The organism is Symbiopectobacterium purcellii, assembly GCF_019797845.1.
GTDB classification, from domain to species: domain Bacteria; phylum Pseudomonadota; class Gammaproteobacteria; order Enterobacterales; family Enterobacteriaceae; genus Symbiopectobacterium; species Symbiopectobacterium purcellii.
The window spans coordinates 715,108-738,305 of record NZ_CP081864.1; the positions used below are offsets into that span (position 1 = coordinate 715,108).

Consider the following 23,198-nt stretch of genomic DNA (forward strand, 5'->3'; position numbering starts at 1 on the left):
GATGAAACTCATGACTGATAATGATAACCAATATCATATGTGAATTTATATCATTTACAGACAGGCGTAAACCCCGGCAAGCGATGCCGGGGGAGTAGAAATAGTGAAGGGAAATCTGTGAGGGGGGAATCAGTAAATTGACTGATATAGCGCCGTGATGTGCTCCAGTGTCACATCACGCGGGTTGCCGCCAGTGCAAACATCGTCAAAGGCGGCCTGCGCCAACGCCGGAATATCCTCTTCCTTCATGCCCACCTGGCGCAGACGTGCTGGGATATCCACATCCTGAGAAAGTTGCTTCACGGCGGCAATGGCCGCTTCCCGCGCTTGCGCGATCGGCATCTGTTGTGCGTCCGCGACGCCCATTGCTACCGCGATTTGCCGGAATTTGTCACCGGTATAATCCGCATTGAACGCCATGATATGAGGCAGCAGGATGGCGTTTGCCACGCCGTGCGGGGTGTCATAGAACGCGCCCAGCGGGTGTGCCATACCGTGAACCAGTCCCAGGCCCACGTTGGAGAAGCCCATGCCAGCGACGTACTGCCCCAACGCCATGGCTTCCACGCCGGCGGCATGGCCCGCCACGGAATCGCGCAGCGAACGGCTGATGATTTCGATGGCCTTCAGATGCAGCATGTCGGTCAGTTCCCACGCGCCTTTGGTGGTAAAGCCTTCAATCGCGTGCGTCAAGGCATCCAGGCCGGTTGCCGCCTTGAGTGAGGCGGGCATGCTGGCCATCATGTTGGCGTCGATAAATGAGACGATAGGGATGTCATGCGGATCGACGCAGACAAACTTGCGTCGTTTTTCTTCATCAGTGATCACGTAGTTAATCGTGACCTCAGCAGCGGTGCCTGCGGTGGTCGGGATCGCGAAGATCGGTACGCTGGGGCGACGTGTAGGCGCAACGCCTTCCAGACTGCGTACATCGGCATATTCCGGGTTGTTAATGATGATGCCAATCGCTTTACAGGTATCCTGCGGCGAACCGCCACCAATGGCGATCAGGTAATCGGCCTGCGCGGCCTTGTAGCGCTCAATGCCTGCGGTCACCACACGGATAGTGGGGTTAGGCACCACGTCATCGTATACGTCGTAGGGCAGGCCCGCCTGATCGAGCAGTGAGATGACGTTACTTACCACACCGTATTTCACCAGGTCTTTGTCGGTAACCACCAGTGCTTTGTGGAAACCACGCCGGGTTATCTCTTCCACGATATGGTTAACCGCCCCCGCACCAAAATACGAGGTTTCGTTAAGGATCATTCTTTGGGTCATCGTCATATTCTCCATAACATTTTGATTTCAAATGGGTGCTGAAAAGGGTCGGGTAGCGCTAGCGAGCGGGGCGGGAAACGCCCTCAAGGCGCGAAATGTTAATCCTCATAGCGTTAGCTTCTATGCCATCAATACCGGAAAGACCGTGATGGATCGCTGATAAATCGATATTACCCTTTTAATCAGTATGGATATGTGACAGATAAATTGCCTTCCCCTCGTTGCCATCGGCGGTGAGGCGATGGCAGTGAGCGCAAGGTGGGTGTGATCGCCGTCATCTTTAGCGTTTTTGCCACCACGACGCGATCGTGGCCTTTGGTTGAAATAATCTAATTTCAGCCATTTTTTTGCATTACAAAAACTAATCCATTGTAAATATCGTTGCGGCGATCATTCTCTAGTGATGTGAATATTTGTGTCACTATTTTTGTTTTAATCCTAAGTTATTGGTGTTTTATCCTAATTAATGACTTTAATTTGGCGCGTTTCGTTGCCTTGTGCTCTGGCACTCTTTTTGTCTTCTACGGCTGATATATAGTTTAACTTATGACAAAGGGTGTGGTAGCCCTGTGGAAGAGGTGGTAAGTTCAACGCAAAGAAAGCGTTTGCGTGGCGTGATTCGCGCCGTTCGCAAGGAGAGGTTCGGGAAAAAATGACACAGCAAACTCCGTTGTATCAGCAGCATGTCGCCGATGGCGCGAAGATGGTCGACTTTCACGGTTGGATGATGCCGCTGCACTACGGCTCACAGTTGGATGAACATCACAGCGTGAGGCGTCATGCGGGCATGTTCGATGTGTCGCACATGACCATTGTGGATTTACAGGGCGCACGCGTGCGCGAATTCCTGCGTTATCTGCTGGCGAATGACGTTGCCAAACTTACGCAACCGGGTAAGGCGCTTTATACCGGGATGCTAAACGCCTCGGGGGGCGTCATTGACGATCTCATCGTCTACTTTTTGACGGAAACGCATTTCCGTCTGGTGGTGAACTCCGCCACGCGGGAGAAAGATCTGGCCTGGATCGCCGAACATGCCAACGCGTTCAACGTGGTGTGGCAGGAACGCGACGAACTGGCGCTGATTGCTGTGCAAGGGCCATTGGCGCAGGAGAAAGTGCAGGCGTTACTCAGTGCGGAACAACGCGCGGCAACGACGGGCATGAAACCCTTTTTCGGCGTGCAAACCGGCGGCTACTTCATTGCTACCACTGGGTATACCGGTGAGCCGGGCTATGAAATCGCCCTGCCCGCAGAGCAGGCAGTGACGTTCTGGCAACAACTGCTGGCGGCCGGTGTGCAACCATGTGGCCTCGGGGCGCGCGATACGTTGCGCCTTGAAGCGGGCATGAACCTGTATGGACAGGACATGGACGAAGGCGTTTCACCGCTTGCTGCCAATATGGGCTGGACCATCGCCTGGCAGCCGGAAGACAGGGATTTTATTGGTCGGAACGCGCTGACCCATCAACGCCGCGAAGGCACTGAGCAGTTGGTCGGACTGGTGCTGCGTGAAAAAGGGGTGCTGCGCCATGAAATGCCTGTGCGCTTTACCGATGCGAGTGGCACGGTACAAGAAGGCATGATAACCAGCGGTACCTTTTCTCCCACGCTGGGTTTCAGTATTGCACTGGCCCGCGTGCCGCAAGGTATTGGTGACACGGCGGTGGTGCAAATTCGCCAGCGCGAAGTGCCCGTAGAGGTAACCAAACCGGTATTTATTCGTGGCGGAAAGGCACTGGTTTGACGCGGTCCCCGATCTGACCATGATTATTGATTAACGTTAGCGCGATATATGCCGCAGCACCTTCGTGTTGCACGAAGGCGGGTATCGCGCGATTCGATACGACGAAGCGATTTTTAAGGAGAGCAGGCAATGAGCAGCACAATCCCAACCGCGTTGAAATACACCTCATCCCATGAGTGGGTCCAGGCCGAAGGCGAGGGTGTCTATCGTGTCGGTATCACCGAACATGCCCAGGAACTGTTAGGGGACATGGTTTTTGTCGATTTGCCTGACGTTGGCACGCAGGTTGCGATGGGCGACGACTGCGCTGTCGCGGAGTCGGTCAAGGCCGCCTCAGATATCTATGCGCCTTTGAGCGGTGAGATCCTGGCAGTAAACGATGCGCTGGAAGGGCAACCGGAGCTGGTCAACAGCGCGCCTTATGCCGACGGTTGGTTGTTTAGTATCAAAGCGTCTGATGAAAACGAACTGAACGATCTGTTGGATGCCACGGCTTATCAGGCGCTGTTAGAAGAAGACGAATAACCTTGTCACCCCGTGACGGTTTTATCGCGCATCACGGGGTAAATCGATTTGTCAGAATGTAAGGCAGTGAGCGCCGTCAACCGCGTTCGCACTTGTTGTTTGCCATGAACGTTCTATACCCTAAATAATTCGAGTTGCAGGAAGGCGGCAAGGGAGTGACAAATCTGTCTGGAACAGATTTGAACGCCGCGTGCGGCGGCCTCGTTAGAGGTGAGGTCCAGGGATGGGCCGAATAACGAACGCCGCCAACGTACCTGCAACGTGAAGTATGACGGGTATAACAATTGCTTGAAGCAGGAAATACCCCTAATGACTCAGACTCTCAGCCAACTCGAACATGACGCCGCTTTCGTGGAACGTCATATCGGCCCTACGCCCGCGCAGCAGGCTCACATGCTGGAAACGCTCGGCGCAGATTCCTTGTCGGCGTTGATTCGACAGATTGTGCCGGCAGATATCCAGTTGCCCAATCCGCCAGCGGTAGGCAATGCGCTGCCCGAGCATCAGGCGTTGGCGGAGCTTAAGTCGATTGCCGGGCGCAATCAGCGCTACAAAAGCTATATCGGCATGGGGTACACCGCTGTGCATATGCCACCGGTTATCTTGCGTAATCTGCTGGAAAATCCCGGCTGGTACACTGCCTATACGCCTTATCAGCCTGAAGTTTCGCAAGGGCGGTTAGAAGCCTTGCTGAATTTTCAACAGATGACGCAAGACTTGACCGGGCTGGAGCTGGCCTCTGCCTCTCTGCTGGATGAAGCGACGGCAGCAGCGGAAGCGATGGCAATGGCCAAACGCGTCAGCAAGCTGAAACAGGCTAACCGCTTCTTCGTGGCGGAGCATGTGCATCCGCAAACGCTGGATGTGGTGCGCACCCGTGCCGAGACCTTTGGTTTTGAAGTGGTGGTCGGCGATGTCGCCGCCGCGTTGGAAACGGAAGGTGTGTTTGGCGTGCTGTTGCAGCAGGTGAATACCTACGGTGAAGTGCATGATTACCGCGAACTGATCGCGCAACTGAATGCGCGCAAGATCATCGTCAGTGTCGCCGCTGATATCATGGCTCTGGTACTGCTGGCGGCACCGGGCAAACAGGGCGCTGATATTGTGTTTGGCTCCGCCCAGCGTTTTGGCGTGCCGATGGGCTACGGTGGTCCGCATGCGGCTTTCTTCGCCTGCAAGGATGAATATAAACGTGCCATGCCGGGGCGCATTATCGGCGTTTCGCGTGATGCAGCGGGTAACACGGCGCTGCGTATGGCGATGCAGACGCGTGAGCAACATATCCGCCGTGAAAAAGCCAACTCAAACATCTGCACCTCTCAGGTGCTGCTGGCGAATATCGCCGGTTTCTATGCGGTGTATCATGGGCCGCAGGGACTCAAGCGTATCGCTGAACGTATTCATCGTTTAACCGATATTCTGGCCGCCGGGTTGCAGCAGGGGGGCTTGAAACTGTGGCACACCACCTGGTTTGATACGCTGGCGGTTGAGGTTAGCGACAAGAATGCCGTCATCGAACGCGCGTTGCATGCCGTGATCAACCTGCGTACCGATCTCTATCACGGCGTCGGTATCACGCTGGATGAAACCACCACTCGAGAAGATGTCGCAGCGTTGTTTGACGTGCTGCTGGGAGAGGGGCACGGTCTGTCGATTGCTACGCTGGATGCGGCATTCAGCGGTGGCTCGTCGTCCATTCCCGCTGCGTTATTGCGCACGGATGCCATTCTGACCCACCCGGTGTTCAACCGTTATCACAGTGAAACCGAGATGATGCGTTATCTGCATCGCTTGGCCCATAAAGATCTGGCGCTGAACCGTGCGATGATCCCGCTGGGTTCTTGCACCATGAAGCTGAACGCGGCGGCGGAAATGCTGCCAATCACCTGGCCGGAGTTTGCTGAACTGCATCCGTTCTGTCCACCGGAACAGGCGCAAGGCTATCGTGTGATGATCGAACAGCTTTCCGGTTGGTTGGTGCAACTCACTGGTTATGATGCCGTGTGTATGCAGCCCAACTCGGGAGCGCAGGGCGAGTATGCCGGTTTGCTGGCCATTCGCCGTTACCATGAGAGCAGAGGCGATGCTCAGCGCACGCTGTGTCTGATCCCAAGCTCTGCGCACGGCACTAACCCGGCATCAGCACAGATGGCCGGTATGGCGGTAGACGTGGTGGCGTGTGACAAACAAGGGAATATTGATCTGCACGATCTGCGGGAGAAAGCCGCGCAGGCGGGCGATCGCCTCTCCTGCATCATGGTGACCTATCCCTCCACGCACGGTGTTTATGAAGAGACCATTCGTGAAGTGTGTCAGATTGTGCATCAACATGGCGGACAAGTGTATCTGGACGGCGCAAACATGAACGCGCAGGTCGGTATCACCACGCCGGGCTACATTGGCGCGGATGTGTCGCACCTGAATCTGCATAAAACGTTCTGCATTCCGCACGGCGGTGGCGGGCCGGGTATGGGACCGATTGGGGTGAAAGCCCATCTGGCACCGTTTGTACCGGGGCATCAGGTGGTGCAGATTGATGGCTTGCTGACCACGCAGGGCGCGGTATCTGCTGCACCTTTTGGCAGCGCGTCCATCCTGCCTATCAGTTGGATGTATATCCGTATGATGGGAGCTGAAGGACTGAAGAACGCCAGTCAGGTGGCGATCCTCAATGCCAACTATATCGCAACGCGTTTGAAGGACGCTTATCCGGTGCTTTACACCGGCCGTGATGGCCGTGTGGCGCATGAGTGCATTCTGGATATTCGTCCGCTGAAAGAGAGCACTGGCATCAGCGAAATGGATATTGCCAAGCGTTTGATCGACTATGGTTTCCACGCGCCGACCATGTCGTTCCCGGTGGCGGGAACGCTGATGGTAGAGCCGACGGAATCAGAAAGTCAGGTCGAGTTGGATCGCTTTATTGATGCAATGCTGGCGATCCGTGCAGAAATTCAGCGTGTGGAGCAGGGTGAATGGCCGCTGGAGGACAACCCGTTGGTGAATGCGCCGCATACCCAGCAGGAGATCGTCAGTGAGTGGTCGCATCCCTACAGTCGCGAACTGGCCGTATTCCCGGCAGGGGCTGAGCATAAATACTGGCCGAGCGTAAAACGCCTTGATGACGTGTACGGCGATCGCAACCTGTTCTGCTCTTGCGTACCGATTGGCGATTACGCGTAATTCAGGTTATAAAAAATGAAAACCCGCCGTATGGCGGGTTTTTTGTCGGGCTGTTTGTATCAGACAAGCCGCTATTACCCTAACCACCCTTTGGCCTGCGCCGTTTCCAGGTGATCTTTCAGGTAGCGCCACAGTTCAGGATTGATCTCGGCAATAAAGCTGGCGCGTCCCAATACTTGCTCCAGTCGGATACCGTTTTCGACCCAGCTTTGCCCACCGTTATGCAGGTTCATCAGGATAGGCATAATGCGGTCGATCATCAGTGCAAAACGCGCGTTCGCGGTGTCGCCCGCTTCATATTCCTGCCACAGTTGCAGAAAATGCTGACGTTGCGGTTCGGGCAGCAGGCCAAATAACCGAACGGCAGCAGCTTCTTCCTGCGCCTGAATCGCTTCTCGAGCGCTAAGATCGTAGACCATCACGTCGCCAGCATCGATCTCGACGATATCATGCACCAAGGCCATTTGAATCACGCGCTGAATATCCACGTCCTGACTGGCGTAGGGTGCCAGGCTCATCGCGGCAACGGCAAAGTGCCAACTGTGCTCTGCGGAATCTTCGTGGCGGGAACTGCCGATAATTTTTGAACGACGCTGTACGCTTTTTAGCTTATCAATTTCCATCAGGAAACCAACTACTTCGGTCAGCGTACCGAACTCAAGAGTGGGTAAAGCCAGGGACATCAAAACCACCTTACATCCAAAGATGTGTCAAACGCGGCTGTATCAAACACTGCGCAGTCAAACAAAACCGGCTCATTGTAGGGGAAGCGGGTGAGAATTTACACGCTTTATTCCGCGCTGACGTCCCTTTGGCACTGACTATTCCGTCTTATAACAGACCTTTCGGGAGGGGGAATTGTCGACTATCGTTATAGTCAGGGCACAAAACAATCTGTTTTACCGATCATCCCAAACGCACTATGCGCAATGCATAAGGCGAGGTTGGCATTGAGTCCGTGACAGGGCGAAGTAAAAATCACAATTCACCCTAAATAATGCGAGTTGCAGGAAGGCGGCAAGGGAGTGACAAATCTGTCTGGAACAGATTTGAACGCCGCTAACGCACCTGCAGCTTGAAGTATGACGGGGATAAAAGCGCTAATAATAAGGGGGCAATGATGCCTATTCGTATCATTCGACGCACGATCAAATATGCGGTGGTTATCGTGTTGGCCATTGCGTTGACGTTTCTGGTTATTCGGGTGTTTGACTCACAGCGGGGACCTGCACTGGCGCCTTGGCATATTTATGTGCCGACAGAGATGACGCCTGATCAACTCGATCGTGCTAACTGGGAACAGTATCTGGCTCATGAGGAGCGCTTGTTTCAGCAAGTGACCGAGCAAGTCACCCAGACGCTGGACAGGGATGAGCAGGTCGCCTTAAACCGCTATTTTGTCGGCAGCCCCGTTTACGCCGGGCGCTTTGCTCATAACTGGAACCACTCTTATGAATTGATGCCGGAAGGCGAGCCCAAAGGTGCGGTGGTGCTTTTGCATGGGCTAACCGATTCTCCCTATAGTATGCGCAATGTGGCTGAGCTTTATCGTCAGCACGGCTTTGTCGCCATTGGTCTGCGTATTCCGGCACACGGTACCGTGCCCGGTGCATTGACCAAAGTCCGTTGGGAAGATTGGCTGGCGGCCACGCGTTTAGCAGTGCGCGAAGCCGCGCATTTTGTTACGCCCACGAACGGGGGAGAACGCTTACCGCTGCATATCGTTGGTTTTTCTAACGGCGGGGCGCTAACGTTGAAATATGCGCTCGATACGATTAGCGATCCCTCGTTGCCCAAGGCCGACCAGTTGGTCCTGATCTCTCCGATGATTGGCATTACGGCTTACGCACGTTTCGCCGGTTTAGCCGGGTTACCCGCGATTTTCCCGCCGTTTGCCAAAGCGGCCTGGCTCGGTATTGTGCCGGAATTCAACCCGTTCAAGTACAACTCGTTCCCGGTGAACGGTGCGCGCCAGTCTTATCTGCTCACCAGCGTGTTGCAGTCACAGCTTGAGCAGGAAGCGCGGCAGCGCAGGCTGTCAGAACTCCCGCCGATTATCACCTTCCAGTCAGTGATGGATTTTACCGTCAGCACACGGGCGGTGATTAGCGCGTTCTATAATCTGCTGCCGCAAAACGACAATGATTTGGTGCTGTTTATGTCAATCGCACCATCAATTTCGGTCTGTTACTGCGGGACGCGTCAGCAGCGGCGATTGGGCAATGGCTGCCGCCGACCCCCCGTTTGTACGGCACGACGGTTATCACCAATGCATCGGTACACAGCGCAAAGGCGGTCGCCTTTGACACCAAATCGGGCAGTATGGAAGTCACGCGCCGCGATCTCGGGATGGATTACCCCGAAGATGTCTATTCGCTATCGCACGTCGCGCTGCCGTTTTCTGACAGCGATTCGCTTTATGGCCGTTTCTCCACGCCGCCCTATGAGTTTGGTATTCCACTCGGACGTATTGCCGCGCGCGGTGAACGTGGGGTACTGATTCTCGATTTGGATACGTTGCTGCGCCTTTCTTCCAACCCCTTCTATGACTACATGATGCAGCGCATTGATGAGGTTATTCCTGGCGAAAGGGAACCGGGGCCCATGCCGGGTTCGGTTCAAGCCCAGTAGCATGCCGGGTTGATAAATAGTTTCAGCGTGCGCTTGTACTCTGAAACTATTCTCGATTACACTCTGCTCGATGAGATTGCGCGAAGTTTGTACTGCCAATCGTACCGGGAGCAAAAACGGAATATGGTGAAATCAGAGAGTAATGCGGGTTATACGTTGGCGGAGGAGATAGCCAACAGTATCAGTCATGGCGCTGGCGTGGTGTTGGGGATAGTCGGGTTGGTGCTGTTGCTGGTACAAGCGGTGGACAATGGCGCGACGAGCATGGCTATCGCCAGCTACAGTTTGTATGGCGGCACCATTATTCTGCTGTTCCTGGCCTCCACGCTCTACCATGCGATTCCCAGTCCGCGCGCTAAACCCTGGCTCAAACGGTTCGATCACTGCGCCATCTATCTGCTGATAGCGGGTACTTACACGCCATTTCTGTTGGTGGGGCTGGATTCGCCATTGGCCCGTGGCCTGATGATTGTCATTTGGAGCATGGCGCTGGTCGGGGTGTTATTTAAGCTGGCCTTCGCGCATCGTTTTGAAGTGCTGTCGCTGGTGACCTATCTGGTGATGGGATGGCTGTCACTGATTGTGATTTATCAGTTGGTGCAGGTGTTGGCACCGGCTGGTGTCACCTTATTGGCGGTGGGCGGCGCGGTATATACGTTAGGCGTGATTTTTTACGTCTGTAAACGTATCCCCTATAACCACGCCATCTGGCATGGTTTTGTCCTGGGTGGCAGCCTGTGCCATTTTCTGGCGATCTACCTTTACGTTTAGCCGCTAAATTTCCCTTTGACGCCGTTTCCAGTAGAAACAGAAACGGCGTTCAGTGACGACATTATTCAGACAGTGAGTAAGGCAGCGGTTGCAGGCTCAGTTGACTCTCGGCTGCGTCCCGCACTCGCAATACGCTATCTGCTTCCAGATCGTTATTCAGTACCGCTTGCACCCACAGTGTGCCATCGCTTAACGGGCAGGCGGCGAGTATCGTACCGGTGCGACGCCAGTTTTCACCCATTTTCAGTTCCAGATCTTCGCCCGCTTCTGGCACGCGCGGTGACGTGCCCGCCAGCCAATAAAGCGCCCGCTTGTTGGCTCCGCGAAATTTTGCCCGCGCCACCATCTCCTGCCCGGTGTAGCAGCCTTTATTAAAACTGATGCCGTTAAGTGCCTGTATATTCGTTGCTTGCGGGATGAACTGCGCGCTGTTTACGTTGTCAATAATCGGCAGTGCGGATTCAATATCCAGTGCCAGCCACTGTTGACTGTTGGCCCATTGTACGCTGTCTGCCAGTGCGGCGCTTAGCGCGGCGGTGCCTTCTTGGTTCAGTACCAGAAGGAAACGCTCAGCAGGAAGGGAAAAATAGAGCAGCGTACCGAAGGGGTGACTGACGACGGGGTGCTCACTGTCTGGCAGCGCAGAGAAGACCTCGGCTAAACGTTCGCGTATAGTGCTTCCCGCAGCACCGATAAGCTGGAGATTGTCCTCAGCGGCGATAGTGGTTTTGGCGAATACGGCGTATTTTTTTAACTCATTTAACTGCGTATCACGCAGATTGCGACGTACCAGATAAGCGAAGCCATCGTTGTGGGCAAACAGACGCAGTGCGCTCCACATTTTGCCCTTGGCATCACAGTGGCCGCAAAGTACATGTTGATCGGGGGCTAACGCGTTAACATCGGCCGTTACCTGGCCTTGCAGGTAAGTGCGCGTGTCCGGGCCGGTCAGCGTCACCAGAGCCCAGTCATCAAGTGCTATCAGCGTAGCGGGAAGCTGCGCCGAGGCCATGATGGCGTTTGATTTAACGGTTTGTGCAGCAAAGGGAAATGGGGTTGCCATGTAACCATCCTCGCGAAGGTTTGCGTTTGGCCTAATGGTAAAAGAGCTTGCAGGGTTTGCAAGCAGTTATTCGTGCCATTGCCCCCATGATTTTCAGTTAGCATATTTGAAAGCGTTACTGAGTGCGCGCGATCGATGTCCTTCTGCGCGATACGCTAATATGCGCTAAAATATGTCAAAATGTTACATTTAGTTGAATGTTTATCTAGACATCCGAGTTACACTACACGTTGGCGTCGATAAAAAGTAGGAAAAGCAATGGATATCGATAATAAGGCGCGAATTCACTGGGCGTGCCGCCGAGGAATGCGAGAATTGGATATCGCCATCATGCCCTTTTTTGAACATGAGTATGATGTGCTAAACGATGATGACAAACGCGCTTTTGTGCGTTTATTGCAGTGCGATGACCCTGACCTGTTCAACTGGTTGATGAACCACGGAGAACCGGAAGATGGGGAACCGAAACGCATGATCTCTCTTATTCAGACGCGAAATAAAGATCGTGGCCCTGTGGCGCTGTGATTTACGCGTCTCCTGGCGCATGCAGGTATTTTCTTTGCTGGTGCACGGGCCGTTGCTGCTGTTGATTCTGCTGGCACCGTGGCCGGACGGTTATGCGGTGCTCTGGCTCTCGCTGATGACGCTGGTGGTGTTCGGGTTTATCCGCAGCCAGCGTAATATCAAAGCGCGCCACGGCGAAATCGTGTTGCAGGCTGAAGCAAACCTAGAGTGGCAGCATCATCGCTGGCGCATTATCCGCCGTCCGTGGATGTTGAAAAACGGTATCTTACTGTCGCTGCGGCGCAGTGACGGCAAGCGGCGGCAGCGGCTCTGGCTGGCATCAGACAACATGGATAAGCAGGAGTGGCGACACTTGCGCCAGCTGTTGCTGGAGAATAAGGCGTGGGCGGGAGAAAACCCGGACGCACAGTAGTTTCAGGTTCAGCCGGCAGCACGCTGTCGGCTGATGTCTTTCCGGCGATTACATCTGCTCAGCCATTTCCAGTAAAATCTGCTCACACCACTGCTGTAAGCGCTCATCGCTTAGGTCATACTGATTCACTTCATCAAGCGCCAGCCCGACAAAGCATTTCCCATCCGGCGTGAGCGGTTTGGTGGTAGTGAACTCATAGCCTTCGGTGGGCCAATAGCCAATAAATATTGCACCGCTCGCGGCCAGCTGCTGATGCAACATGCCGAGGGCATCAAGGAACCATTCACCGTAGCCTAGCTGGTCACCCATGCCATACAGCGCAACGATTCTCCCTTGCAGATTCAACGAGGATAGCTGTCCCCAAAGGGCTTCCCAATCTTCCTGAATCTCACCGAAATCCCACGTTGGGATACCCAGAATCAGGAATTCATACTCTTCCATCTTCTGCGTATCGACATCTTTCACGTTATGCAGGTCGACCAGCGATTCGCCCAAGATATCGCGAATTTTTTCTGCTGCCATCTCGGTGTAGCAGGTGCTGGAGCCGTAGAACAAACCAATTTTCATATGCAATTGCAGCGTATTAAACAAACTTGCCATAAGCCTAACCGAATCTTACAGCGAGGTATATATCCGTCATACTTCAAGTTGCAGGTGCGTTGGCGGCGTTGGTTATTCGGCCCATCCCTGGACCTCACCTCTAACGAGGCCGCCGCACACGGCGTTCAAATCTGCTCCCGGCAGGTTTGTCACCCGAATCACTTACCCGAGTAAGCTCATCGGGATTGATGAATCTCATCCCTGAGATTCACCCTACGGGCCAGCGCAGGTGCCGTTCAAAATGTTAACGTTTTGTCCTGCAACACGAATTATTTAGGATATGGCGTAGATGTCGGGTGCGTGTGCTGTGAGAAAACACGGTGTAAAAAAAAGGGTGAAGATTACCTTCACCCCGCTTCACGTTTGCCTGTAAGGCTTATTCGAGTGCCTGATGACGTGTTTCTTTGGTCAGCAATAATGCGATAAGCGTTAAGGACGCCATGGCGAACAGGTAGACACCCACGTAGAACAGACCGTAGTTGGCGGTCAGCCAGGCGGCAATATACGGTGCAACCGATGCGCCCAGAATCGACGAAACGTTATAGGAGAACGACGCGCCGGTATAACGCACTTCGGTGGGGAACAGTTCAGGCAGCAATGCACCCATTGGCCCGAAGGTTAAGCCCATTAGACCCAGGCCCAGCACCAGAAATAACATTACCAGCGGTTGGCTGCCAGATCCTAACAGGGATGGGAACAGCATCGAGAACACTAGCATGCCGCAGGTAACAACAATCATGGTCTTACGGCGGCCATAGGCATCTGCCAACAGTCCGGCAACCGGGATCAGCAGACCAAAGGCAATAACCGCTACCATCAGCATCCACAGGAAGCTGTTACGCGAGAAGCCCAGCCCTTTGGGGATTGGCGAGGTGCCAAAGGTCATGGAATAGACCGTCATGATGTAGAACAGCGTATAGGTAGCAAGCATGATGAACGTGCCAAGAATGGTTGCTTTCAGATGCTTGTTCAGCAGCGTTCCCAGCGGAATACGGACTTTCTTGCCCGCTTCGATTGCTTTGGTAAACACGGGCGCTTCGTGCAGAGAGACACGCACATACAGGCCGATCAAGACCAATACCGCCGAGGCAACGAAAGGCACGCGCCATCCCCAGGTCATGAACTGCTCTTCGCTTAATAACCAGGAGAGCAGCAGGAACGTGCCGTTGGCGAAGAAGAAGCCGATCGGTGCGCCCAATTGCGGGAATGATCCATACAGTGCGCGCTTGTGGGCGGGTGCGTTTTCGGTAGCCAGCAATGCTGCTCCGCCCCACTCACCGCCCAGACCCAGTCCTTGACCAAAACGCGCCAATGCCAGCAGCAACGGTGCGAAAATGCCAATGCTTGCGTAGGTTGGTAGCAGGCCGATCAGTACGGTAGAGATCCCCATGGTCAGCAGAGAAGCGACCAGCGTCACTTTACGGCCGACGCGGTCACCGAAGTGGCCAAACAGCGCAGAACCAATCGGGCGAGCCACAAAGGCAATGGCAAAGGTGGCGAGCGACTGTAGCGTCGCGGCGGTCGGATCGCCCTGCGGGAAGAAAATATGCGGGAAAATCAGCACAGCGGCAGTGGCATAGATATAAAAATCGAAAAATTCGATCGCGGTTCCGATCAATGAAGCGACAACAACCTTACTGCGGGAGTTAACCGGGGCTGCGTCCGCCTCTGCATCGAGAGTGGGCGTGATGGTGGCTTGCATAGGACTCTATTATCTTTTTTTATCGACAGAACTGTCATTCTAGTCACAGAAAAAAAGCATTTCAATGCTAGCCCAAAAAGTGAAAAAGCGGCTACAGAGCCTGCTTTGGCGAGTTGCGCGATTGTAAATACTTCCTGTGATATAAGTTATGCTTTACCCTATTTTGTAGCGTCTGTCGCTGAATAATGCAGCATAAAATAAATTTGCATGAAAAATCGGCGGCGCGAATTCAGGTGATGATCCTGCCCCTTTTACCGTCACTTCGGGCATAATAACCACAGGGTTTTACCCTGCACGCCGTACAGCGAGGAGAAGCGTATGCAAGCACAGGATCGGGCACATATCGAACAGTTTCTTGAAGCTATGTGGCTGGAGCGAAACCTGGCGGACAACACGCTGACCTCCTACCGGCGAGATTTAACCGCACTGGCCGATTGGCTGGAGCATGCTGACAATGATTTATTGCAGGTGCAGGCGCTGGATCTGCAAGCTTATCTCGCCGAACGCGTGGAAGGGGGATACAAAGCGACCAGTTCGGCGCGTTTATTGAGTGCCATGCGTCGTTTTTTTCAGTATTTATACCGGGAAAAACGGCGTAGTGACGATCCCAGCGCGGTATTGTCTTCTCCTAAGTTGCCCCAGCGTTTGCCCAAAGACCTCAGCGAGGCGCAGGTGAATGCGTTGCTGCAAGCGCCCTGTGTCGAAGAACCACTCGAACTGCGCGATAAAGCCATGCTTGAGGTGCTGTATGCCACCGGGCTGCGCGTCTCGGAACTGGTGGGGCTGACCATTGCAGATGTCAGTTTACGCCAGGGTGTCGTGCGGGTGATTGGTAAAGGCAATAAAGAACGGCTGGTGCCGCTCGGGGAAGAGGCCATTTATTGGCTGGAGCGCTACCTTGAGCACGGTATGCCCTGGTTGCTGAACGGACAAACGCTGGATGTGCTGTTTCCAAGCTCCAGGGCGCAGCAGATGACGCGCCAAACCTTTTGGCACCGAATCAAACACTATGCCGTGCTGGCATCCATTGACAGTGAGAAGCTTTCACCGCATGTTTTACGCCATGCTTTCGCTACGCACTTGCTGAACCACGGGGCTGATTTGCGTGTCGTACAAATGTTGTTGGGACATAGCGATCTTTCAACAACGCAAATTTACACACACGTTGCCACTGAACGGCTGAAGCAATTGCATCAACAGCATCATCCGCGCGCCTGAGATTGCAGGCGAAACAAAGGGTAGACGGCTGAACGCGCCCTTTACCGGCGGAATACAGCATGAACGGGACTGAATACGATGAAAAAAGGGCTAATGGCGCTTTCCTTACTGCTCGCGGCGACGAGCAGCGCAGTACACGCCGACGACGCGGCGATTAAGCAGACGCTGACCAAACTGGGCATTGAAAAAATAGAGATCCAGCCTGCGCCGGTCGCTGGCCTTAAAACGGTGTTGACGGAAAGCGGCGTGCTCTACGTAACAGAAGATGGCAAACACCTGCTGCAAGGGCCGCTCTACGCATTGGATGGCGGCACGCCGGTGAACGTGACCAACCAGATTCTCAAGGGCAAACTGGATGCCTTGCAGGATCAAATGATCGTCTACAAAGCGGCGCAGGAAAAACATGTGATTACCGTTTTCACCGATATCACCTGTGGTTACTGTCATAAACTGCATGAGCAGATGAAAGACTACAACGATCTGGGCATTACCATTCGCTACCTGGCTTTCCCGCGTCAGGGGTTGAATTCGCCGACGGAAAAAGACATGCAGTCTATTTGGTGCACCGCTAACCGTAACAAGGCGTATGACGCCGCGTCGCGCGGTGAGGCTATCTCCCCGGCAACCTGCAAGACTAATATCGGTGCGCATTACGAACTGGGCATTCAGTTCGGTGTGCAAGGCACGCCAGCGATCGTGCTGGAAGACGGCACCGTGGTTCCGGGTTATCAGGCACCGAAAGAGATGTTAGCCATGCTGAATGCGCATCGAGCGGCGGCCAAACCGGGCGCGTAAATTGTCGTCCAGTTGCTCCATTAAAAAACGATAACGTGTAATGCACGCCGTCACGCAGTGGAATTGAAAATACAGTGGAATTAAAAACCATACTCCGCCGGCGTCCGCTGGCGGAAGGCAGTGGGCTTCCTGCAACGCTTTCGCCGTTACTACGTCGTCTGTACGCGCAGCGCGGTGTCACCGAGGGCCAGGAATTGGATCGCAGCCTGCGTGGTCTGCTTGATTATCGCCTGCTTGATGGCATTGATGACGCGGTGGCGTTGCTGCAGCAGGCGCTGGCAGAACAACGGCGCATCGTCGTGGTCGGTGATTTTGATGCCGACGGCGCGACCAGCACCGCGCTGGCCGTGTTGGCGCTGCGCAGCATGGGCGGTAGCCAGGTGACCTATCTGGTGCCGAACCGCTTTGAAGATGGCTATGGCCTGAGTCCAGAAGTGGTGGTGCAAGCAGAGAAGCTAGGCGCAGAGTTGATCCTGACGGTGGATAACGGCATTTCATCCCATGCCGGCGTGGATGATGCCCATCAGCGCGGCATTCAGGTGCTGGTGACTGACCATCACTTGCCGGGGGAAACGTTACCTGCCGCCGATGCGATGATTAACCCCAATTTGCGCGACTGTTCTTTTCCCTCCAAATCGCTGGCCGGTGTCGGCGTAGCGTTTTATCTGATGATGGCGCTGTTTGTGCGTCTGCGCGACAGCGGCTGGTTTAGCCAGCAAAGCTTGGCGGAACCGAAGCTGGCCGAACTGCTCGATTTGGTAGCGCTAGGCACCGTGGCCGATGTGGTGCCACTCGATGCGAATAACCGTATTCTGGTATCGCAAGGACTAAATCGCATTCGTGCCGGCAAGTGTCGCCCTGGTATTCGCGCCTTGCTGGAAATCGCTAATCGCGATGCCAGCCAACTGGTGGCCAGCGATCTGGGTTTTGCGATTGGGCCACGTCTCAATGCGGCAGGACGTTTGGATGATATGTCGATTGGCGTGGCGCTGCTGCTGTGCGATGACATCGTCGAAGCGCGGATGCAGGCCAGCGATCTGGATGCGCTCAATCTGGCGCGGCGTGAAATTGAACAAGAGATGCAGGCGGAAGCCATGCAACTGTGCGAAAAGCTGGAGCACGGCCTCGATCAACTGCCTATGGGCATCGCTATGTACCACCCCGAATGGCATCAGGGCGTGGTCGGTATTCTGGCATCGCGGCTTAAAGAGCGTTTCCATCGCCCGGTGATTGCGTTTGCACCGGCGGGTGAGGGCGTGCTCAAGGGATCGGGACGTTCGATTCCCGGTCTGCACTTGCGCGATGCGCTGGAGCGCCTGGATACCCGCTATCCAGGGCTGATGGTTAAATTTGGCGGTCACGCGATGGCGGCGGGGCTATCGCTGGAAGAGCATCAGTTTGATATTTTCCGCGCGCGCTTTGGTGAACTGGTCGGCGAGTGGCTGGATGAATCGCATTTGGAAGGCGTTATCTGGTCGGACGGTGAACTGATACAAACCGAACTGAATCTGGTGACGGCAGAGATGCTGCGCGATGCCGGGCCGTGGGGACAGGCGTTTCCTGAGCCCACGTTTGACGGGCGTTTTCGTATCTTGCAGCAGAAGCTGTTGAAAGAGCGTCACCTGAAGCTGATGGTAGAGCCGGTTAACGGCGGTCCGCTGCTGGACGGTATCGCGTTTAACGTGGATACCCGTTGCTGGCCCGACAGCAGCATTCGTGAGGCTGAGCTGGCTTACCGCCTTGAGGTTAACGAGTTTCGCGGTAAACGCAGTGTGCAATTGTTGATACAGCATTTGTGGCCGCTGTAGTGAGTCATTGCACGCAGGGGTAAAATTGCGCCAGACGGCTGTAAACCTGGTGTGTATTCCGCTAGAATAACCGGTTTATATCCGTCATACTTCAAGTTGCAGGTGCGTTGACTGCGCTCGCTCACCCGAATCACTTACCTGAGTAAGCTCATCGGGATTCGTTCGCTTGCCGCCTTCCCGCAGCTCGAATTATTTAGGGTATATATCCATTTTTCTCCGTCGTTTGACGGCTAACGTAAGACGCTAATCATGTTTGAAATTAATCCGGTAAAAAACCGCATTCAGGACCTGTCTGACCGGACAGCTGTTCTGAGGGGGTATCTTTGACTATGATGCCAAGAAAGAACGCCTGGAAGAAGTAAACGCCGAGCTGGAACAGCCCGACGTCTGGAATGAACCTGAGCGCGCACAAGCGCTGGGTAAAGAGCGTTCCTCGCTAGAAGCGATCGTCGACACCATCGATCAGATGACACAGGGACTGGAAGACGTTTCCGGCCTGCTTGAACTGGCAGTGGAAGAGGACGACGAAGAGACGTTCAACGATACCATCACCGAAGTGGATGGGCTGGAAGCCAAGCTGGCACAGCTTGAATTCCGCCGCATGTTCTCCGGCGAATACGACAGCGCCGACTGCTACCTCGATATTCAATCCGGCTCCGGCGGCACGGAAGCGCAGGATTGGGCCAGCATGCTGCTGCGCATGTACCTGCGTTGGGCCGAGAGCAAAGGCTTCAAGACCGAAGTGATTGAAGAGTCTGAAGGGGAAGTCGCGGGTCTCAAATCGGCCACCATCAAGATTATCGGTGACTATGCGTTTGGCTGGCTGCGCACCGAGACGGGCGTGCACCGTTTAGTGCGTAAGAGCCCGTTTGACTCCGGTGGTCGCCGCCATACCTCATTCAGTTCCGCGTTTGTCTACCCGGAAGTGGATGATGATATTGATATCGAAATCAATCCGGCAGATCTGCGTATTGACGTATATCGCGCCTCCGGTGCCGGTGGACAGCACGTTAACCGTACCGAATCTGCGGTGCGTATTACCCACTTGCCCACCAACATTGTTACCCAGTGTCAGAATGACCGTTCCCAGCACAAGAACAAAGATCAAGCGATGAAGCAGCTGAAAGCGAAGCTGTATGAGTTTGAGATGCAAAAGAAAAATGCTGAGAAGCAGGTGCTGGAAGACAACAAGTCCGATATCGGTTGGGGCAGCCAGATTCGTTCCTACGTACTGGATGATTCCCGAATCAAAGACCTGCGCACCGGGGTGGAAACGCGTAATACCCAGGCTGTGTTGGATGGCGATCTGGACCGATTTATTGAAGCAAGTTTAAAAGCGGGGTTATAACAAGTCACATGGCTGAGTCACAATCACAGGGTGCCGATCAGGCGCTGGATCTGAACAACGAATTGAAAGCGCGCCGCGAAAAGCTGTCGGCGCTGCGTGAACACGGTATCGCTTTTCCTAATGATTTCCGCCGTGATTCCACTTCTGATGCGCTGCATGCGGCTTACGACGATAAAGAAAACGAAGAGCTGGAAGCGCTGGGCATCGACGTGGTCGTGGCGGGTCGTATGATGACGCGCCGCATCATGGGTAAAGCCTCGTTCGTGACGTTACAAGATGTGGGTGGCCGCATTCAGCTGTACGTGGCGCGTGACGACCTGGCGGAAGGCATCTATAACGAACAGTTCAAAAAGTGGGATCTGGGCGATATCCTGGGCGCACGTGGCAAGGTGTTCAAAACCAAGACCGGTGAGCTTTCCATCCATTGTACTGAACTGCGTTTGCTGACCAAGGCGCTGCGTCCGCTGCCGGACAAATTCCACGGTCTGGCGGATCAGGAAACCCGCTATCGCCAGCGCTATCTGGATCTGATTGCCAACGATGAATCGCGCAACACCTTCCGCGTGCGTTCGCAGATCATGTCCGGTATCCGCCGTTTCATGGTGGAACGTGGGTTTATGGAAGTTGAAACCCCGATGATGCAGGTGATTCCCGGTGGCGCTTCCGCGCGTCCTTTTGTGACTCACCATAATGCGCTGGATATTGACATGTATCTGCGTATTGCGCCGGAACTGTACCTGAAGCGTCTGGTGGTGGGGGGTTTTGAACGCGTGTTCGAAATCAACCGTAACTTCCGCAACGAAGGGGTTTCGCCGCGTCACAACCCGGAATTCACCATGATGGAACTTTATATGGCCTATGCCGATTATAAAGATCTCATCGAGTTGACCGAGAGCCTGTTCCGCACCCTGACACAAGACGTGCTGGGCAGTACCACGGTGCCTTACGGCGATCAGACGTTTGATTTTGGTAAGCCGTTTGAGAAGCTGACCATGCGCGAGGCAATCTGCAAATATCGTCCGGAAACCAACGTGACGGATCTGGACGATTTTGATAAAGCATCGGCGATTGCAACATCTCTCGGGATCAAGATCGAAAAAGGCTGGGGTCTGGGCCGTATCGTGACCGAGATCTTCGAAGAAACCGCGGAAGCGAATCTGATCCAACCGACCTTTATCACCGAATACCCGGCGGAAGTCTCCCCGTTGGCGCGTCGTAATGATGACAACCCGGAAATCACCGATCGTTTCGAATTCTTCATCGGTGGGCGTGAAATTGGTAATGGCTTCTCCGAGTTGAACGACGCAGAAGATCAAGCGGAGCGTTTTGCCGATCAGGTACGTGCAAAGGATGCGGGTGACGACGAAGCCATGTTCTACGATGAAGACTACGTTACCGCGTTGGAACACGGTCTGCCGCCAACCGCGGGACTGGGCATCGGTATCGACCGTATGGTGATGCTGTTTACCAACAGCCACACCATTCGTGACGTGATCCTGTTCCCAGCGATGCGTCCGCAGAAGTAAGTTTCTTCGAACGACGGATGCGTAATAAACCCTATGCTTGCATGGGGTTTTTTTTATCCCTGGTCATCCCGCGAGCCATGCTGGTAAACCCACAGCGAAAAATGCTACCGTCACGCTTCTGTTTCGGGGGGAAGTGGCTCCATGATCACCTATCGTGATGGCTGGTTTGAACTGGCGTTGTTAGAAAATACCGGCGGATTTCCACGCCACACCCATGATGAATATGTGATTAGCGCCAATCTTAACGGCGTGGAGCATGTCTGGCTGGATGGCAACACCTTTGATGTCGATCCCCTGATGGTGACCACCTACAATCCGCATCAGCTACAAAGTGGTGATAACAGCGATGGGCGCTGGCAATGTGCCTCACTCTACGTACAACCCGGCGCGTTTGAGCATTTCTTTGGTCGTGCCTTTCGGTTTGCACAAGGCGTGCAACAGACTCCCGTTCTGGCGCAACAGTTGAAGCTATTGGCAAGCCCCAGCGATGAGCCAGGCGAGGGGGCGATGTATCAGGAGCGGCTGGTGCTGCTACTGGCCGCATTGATGGACAACGACATGGGCAGCCCTGCGCCGTTAAAGATGGTCAGCGAGGGTGGCAGAGTCAAACGCATCAAGGCGCGTTTACTCGATTGCCTGGCAGAACCGCCCAATCTGGATACGTTGGCGCGTGATGAACACATTACCGTGGCGCATTTGGTGCGCAGTTTTCATCAGGAAGCCGGTATGCCGCCGCTGGCCTGGCTGATGCAGCGCCGTATCGGCAAAGCGCGTGAGTTGCTGCGTCAGGGCATGAGTATCAGTGAGGTTGCGCTTAGTCTTGGCTTTGCCGATCAGGCGCACTTTACCAAAACCTTCAACCGCTTTAATGCCATGACGCCGGGGCGTTTTCAGCGTATCAATTTCTGACAATACGTCCTGCCATCTACCCCGTAGACTTGTGCGTATTGTTGATGTCTGTGGAGTTATGGCGGTTATGTTGTTAGTGGTGCTTAATGGCATTTTGCTTTCCCTCTCGCTGTGCCTGGATTTGGGGATGGTGAATACGGCGATCATTAATCGGGGTATGCGTGACGGGCCGCGTGCCGCGTTTATGATTGGCTTTGGTTCCTGTTTTGGCGATCTGGTTTACGCGGCACTTTCCGCGTTTGGTTTAGCGGTTATTTTTACCGCGCTGCCGGTACGCTGGGCGCTGTGGATTGGTGGCGGTGCCATTCTGCTGTGGATGACGTGGAACATGGCGCGTATGGCCTGGCGTGATTATCAGACGCAGCGTTCAGCGCCAGTGGATGCGGATGTCGTGGATGCGGCGACGGTAGCAAAACGGTTTCGCGGCTATGATTTTCTGAGCGGCATGGGGATGGCGCTGGCATCACCGACCGCGCTGCTGTGGTTTGCTGCGATTGGCGGCTCGATTATCGCGCAGTCAACGGACGGCTCAACGCTGATGGTGAGTGTGTTTCTCAGCGGTTTCTTTATCGGTGGACTGCTGTGGACGCTGTTTTTGGCGGGCATGATCAAGTTTGGCCGACAAGCGCTGCAAGGGCTGCTGACCTTTTACTGCTATGTCATCTCGGCACTGCTGTTTGCCTATTTTGCCGTGCAGGTTATCTACCACGGCTACCAAACGTTGCTGGTCCCGCTGACGCTGGCTGACTGATTGCTCAATACGCCACCACTTTCGCCGGGTTTTTGCTTGCCCGGCAAGCGGATAGCGCTATAATGCGCAACGCACACCTGATGCGAGTGTAGTTCAATGGTAGAACGAGAGCTTCCCAAGCTCTATACGAGGGTTCGATTCCCTTCACTTACGCAAATCTATGCGTTGATCTGTGTAGTCTCCTTGTTCTCGCCAATGGCTCAGGCTGATGTACACACTTTCCCGTATTTCCCCGATAACGTCGCCGAGCGTGCCTTGAGAACGTTTCATTTAACCTGTTGATTTTTTGTGTAAATAAACGGGAGGCTGTTTTTTGATCTTCAAGGTAAATATCTTTTATAAATTCTGCATAGTGATGTTTTCATTTGCTTATAGATAGATGAAATACTATTCACAAACAGCA

Annotated in this window: 18 protein-coding genes, 1 tRNA gene and 1 pseudogene; 15 read left to right on the top strand and 5 right to left on the bottom strand. The window is 54.2% G+C overall.

The window, feature by feature from the left end; genetic code table 11:
* Positions 1 to 129: 129 nt before the first annotated feature.
* The gene (gene fucO / locus K6K13_RS03510; RefSeq protein ID WP_222159555.1) at positions 130 to 1,281 is read right to left on the bottom strand and encodes a lactaldehyde reductase; all 1,152 of its coding nucleotides are present in this window, start codon (positions 1,279 to 1,281) and stop codon (positions 130 to 132) included.
* Positions 1,282 to 1,933: 652 nt separating this feature from the next.
* Here fucO and gcvT point away from each other — a divergent pair.
* The 3 genes from gcvT to gcvP all read left to right on the top strand — a co-directional run bounded on the left by gcvT (position 1,934) and on the right by gcvP (position 6,736).
* Positions 1,934 to 3,028, top strand: a complete 1,095-nt coding sequence (gcvT, locus tag K6K13_RS03515) for a glycine cleavage system aminomethyltransferase GcvT (protein WP_222159556.1) — start codon at positions 1,934 to 1,936, stop codon at positions 3,026 to 3,028.
* Positions 3,029 to 3,157: 129 nt separating this feature from the next.
* Complete coding sequence (gene gcvH, locus K6K13_RS03520; protein WP_222159557.1) at positions 3,158 to 3,553, top strand: glycine cleavage system protein GcvH; 396 nt, start codon at positions 3,158 to 3,160, stop codon at positions 3,551 to 3,553.
* Positions 3,554 to 3,862: 309 nt separating this feature from the next.
* Positions 3,863 to 6,736 carry an aminomethyl-transferring glycine dehydrogenase gene (gcvP, locus tag K6K13_RS03525; protein WP_222159558.1) on the top strand — a complete coding sequence of 958 codons (2,874 nt, stop codon included), beginning with the start codon at positions 3,863 to 3,865 and terminating at the stop codon, positions 6,734 to 6,736.
* A gap of 74 nt (positions 6,737 to 6,810) precedes the next feature.
* Here the strand turns inward: gcvP and K6K13_RS03530 are convergent, their stop codons facing one another.
* Positions 6,811 to 7,419, bottom strand: coding sequence for an HD domain-containing protein (locus tag K6K13_RS03530; RefSeq protein ID WP_222159559.1), 609 nt, complete (start codon positions 7,417 to 7,419; stop codon positions 6,811 to 6,813).
* 437 nt (positions 7,420 to 7,856) lie between these two features.
* Between K6K13_RS03530 and K6K13_RS03535 the strand changes: the two are divergent.
* Together K6K13_RS03535 and trhA are read left to right on the top strand one after the other, a co-directional pair.
* Positions 7,857 to 9,367, top strand: a pseudogene (locus K6K13_RS03535) (alpha/beta hydrolase).
* A gap of 123 nt (positions 9,368 to 9,490) precedes the next feature.
* Complete coding sequence (gene trhA / locus K6K13_RS03540; protein WP_222159560.1) at positions 9,491 to 10,138, top strand: PAQR family membrane homeostasis protein TrhA; 648 nt, start codon at positions 9,491 to 9,493, stop codon at positions 10,136 to 10,138.
* Between the two features lie 61 nt (positions 10,139 to 10,199).
* Here the strand turns inward: trhA and ygfZ are convergent, their stop codons facing one another.
* Positions 10,200 to 11,201, bottom strand: coding sequence for a tRNA-modifying protein YgfZ (gene ygfZ, locus K6K13_RS03545; RefSeq protein WP_222159561.1), 1,002 nt, complete (start codon positions 11,199 to 11,201; stop codon positions 10,200 to 10,202).
* A gap of 258 nt (positions 11,202 to 11,459) precedes the next feature.
* On the opposite strand from ygfZ, the gene sdhE reads away from it, so the two are divergent.
* Together sdhE and K6K13_RS03555 are read left to right on the top strand one after the other, a co-directional pair.
* Positions 11,460 to 11,726, top strand: coding sequence for an FAD assembly factor SdhE (gene sdhE / locus K6K13_RS03550; RefSeq protein ID WP_222159562.1), 267 nt, complete (start codon positions 11,460 to 11,462; stop codon positions 11,724 to 11,726).
* Positions 11,707 to 12,138, top strand: coding sequence for a protein YgfX (locus K6K13_RS03555; RefSeq protein ID WP_222159563.1), 432 nt, complete (start codon positions 11,707 to 11,709; stop codon positions 12,136 to 12,138). The genes sdhE and K6K13_RS03555 overlap by 20 nt, the downstream gene beginning before the upstream one ends.
* Positions 12,139 to 12,186: 48 nt before the next feature.
* Here the strand turns inward: K6K13_RS03555 and fldB are convergent, their stop codons facing one another.
* Both fldB and K6K13_RS03565 read right to left on the bottom strand, forming a co-directional pair.
* Positions 12,187 to 12,705, bottom strand: coding sequence for a flavodoxin FldB (gene fldB / locus K6K13_RS03560; protein ID WP_222160951.1), 519 nt, complete (start codon positions 12,703 to 12,705; stop codon positions 12,187 to 12,189).
* Between the two features lie 409 nt (positions 12,706 to 13,114).
* Positions 13,115 to 14,440 (bottom strand): MFS transporter, encoded by a 1,326-nt coding sequence (locus K6K13_RS03565; protein ID WP_222159564.1) that lies wholly within the window; start codon positions 14,438 to 14,440, stop codon positions 13,115 to 13,117.
* Between the two features lie 318 nt (positions 14,441 to 14,758).
* Here K6K13_RS03565 and xerD point away from each other — a divergent pair, with 318 nt between their 5' ends.
* The 8 genes from xerD (at position 14,759) to K6K13_RS03605 (ending at position 22,948) form a co-directional block, all read left to right on the top strand.
* Positions 14,759 to 15,658, top strand: coding sequence for a site-specific tyrosine recombinase XerD (gene xerD / locus K6K13_RS03570; protein WP_222159565.1), 900 nt, complete (start codon positions 14,759 to 14,761; stop codon positions 15,656 to 15,658).
* A gap of 78 nt (positions 15,659 to 15,736) precedes the next feature.
* On the top strand, positions 15,737 to 16,453 hold the full coding sequence (gene dsbC, locus K6K13_RS03575) for a bifunctional protein-disulfide isomerase/oxidoreductase DsbC (protein WP_222159566.1): 717 nt from the start codon (positions 15,737 to 15,739) through the stop codon (positions 16,451 to 16,453).
* 74 nt (positions 16,454 to 16,527) lie between these two features.
* Positions 16,528 to 18,261, top strand: coding sequence for a single-stranded-DNA-specific exonuclease RecJ (recJ, locus tag K6K13_RS03580; RefSeq protein ID WP_222159567.1), 1,734 nt, complete (start codon positions 16,528 to 16,530; stop codon positions 18,259 to 18,261).
* A gap of 249 nt (positions 18,262 to 18,510) precedes the next feature.
* Positions 18,511 to 19,609, top strand: a protein-coding gene (gene prfB, locus K6K13_RS03585) for a peptide chain release factor 2 (protein WP_222159568.1) whose coding sequence is annotated in 2 segments (ribosomal slippage) — positions 18,511 to 18,585 and positions 18,587 to 19,609 — 1,098 coding nt in all. Because the reading frame shifts where the segments join, the coding sequence is not laid out codon by codon here.
* Positions 19,610 to 19,617: 8 nt separating this feature from the next.
* The gene (gene lysS / locus K6K13_RS03590) at positions 19,618 to 21,135 is read left to right on the top strand and encodes a lysine--tRNA ligase (RefSeq protein WP_222159569.1); all 1,518 of its coding nucleotides are present in this window, start codon (positions 19,618 to 19,620) and stop codon (positions 21,133 to 21,135) included.
* 141 nt (positions 21,136 to 21,276) lie between these two features.
* Complete coding sequence (locus tag K6K13_RS03595) at positions 21,277 to 22,044, top strand: AraC family transcriptional regulator (RefSeq protein WP_222159570.1); 768 nt, start codon at positions 21,277 to 21,279, stop codon at positions 22,042 to 22,044.
* Positions 22,045 to 22,111: 67 nt separating this feature from the next.
* Entirely contained in the window at positions 22,112 to 22,795 is a 684-nt protein-coding gene (locus K6K13_RS03600; RefSeq protein ID WP_222159571.1) for a LysE family translocator, read from the top strand.
* Between the two features lie 82 nt (positions 22,796 to 22,877).
* Positions 22,878 to 22,948, top strand: a tRNA-Gly gene (locus K6K13_RS03605).
* The last annotated feature ends 250 nt before the right edge of the window (positions 22,949 to 23,198 follow it).

Excerpts from the sequence above, each read along its gene's own strand:
- sdhE (WP_222159562.1), top strand. The coding sequence starts at position 11,460 with ATGGATATCGATAATAAGGCGCGAATTCACTGGGCGTGCCGCCGAGGA.
- trhA (WP_222159560.1), top strand. The coding sequence starts at position 9,491 with ATGGTGAAATCAGAGAGTAATGCGGGTTATACGTTGGCGGAGGAGATA.
- ygfZ (WP_222159561.1), bottom strand. The coding sequence starts at position 11,201 with ATGGCAACCCCATTTCCCTTTGCTGCACAAACCGTTAAATCAAACGCC.
- K6K13_RS03565 (WP_222159564.1), bottom strand. The coding sequence starts at position 14,440 with ATGCAAGCCACCATCACGCCCACTCTCGATGCAGAGGCGGACGCAGCC.
- fucO (WP_222159555.1), bottom strand. The coding sequence starts at position 1,281 with ATGACCCAAAGAATGATCCTTAACGAAACCTCGTATTTTGGTGCGGGG.
- xerD (WP_222159565.1), top strand. The coding sequence starts at position 14,759 with ATGCAAGCACAGGATCGGGCACATATCGAACAGTTTCTTGAAGCTATG.
- gcvT (WP_222159556.1), top strand. The coding sequence starts at position 1,934 with ATGACACAGCAAACTCCGTTGTATCAGCAGCATGTCGCCGATGGCGCG.
- gcvP (WP_222159558.1), top strand. The coding sequence starts at position 3,863 with ATGACTCAGACTCTCAGCCAACTCGAACATGACGCCGCTTTCGTGGAA.
- K6K13_RS03530 (WP_222159559.1), bottom strand. The coding sequence starts at position 7,419 with ATGTCCCTGGCTTTACCCACTCTTGAGTTCGGTACGCTGACCGAAGTA.
- K6K13_RS03600 (WP_222159571.1), top strand. The coding sequence starts at position 22,112 with ATGTTGTTAGTGGTGCTTAATGGCATTTTGCTTTCCCTCTCGCTGTGC.
- gcvH (WP_222159557.1), top strand. The coding sequence starts at position 3,158 with ATGAGCAGCACAATCCCAACCGCGTTGAAATACACCTCATCCCATGAG.
- fldB (WP_222160951.1), bottom strand. The coding sequence starts at position 12,705 with ATGAAAATTGGTTTGTTCTACGGCTCCAGCACCTGCTACACCGAGATG.
- lysS (WP_222159569.1), top strand. The coding sequence starts at position 19,618 with ATGGCTGAGTCACAATCACAGGGTGCCGATCAGGCGCTGGATCTGAAC.
- K6K13_RS03595 (WP_222159570.1), top strand. The coding sequence starts at position 21,277 with ATGATCACCTATCGTGATGGCTGGTTTGAACTGGCGTTGTTAGAAAAT.
- dsbC (WP_222159566.1), top strand. The coding sequence starts at position 15,737 with ATGAAAAAAGGGCTAATGGCGCTTTCCTTACTGCTCGCGGCGACGAGC.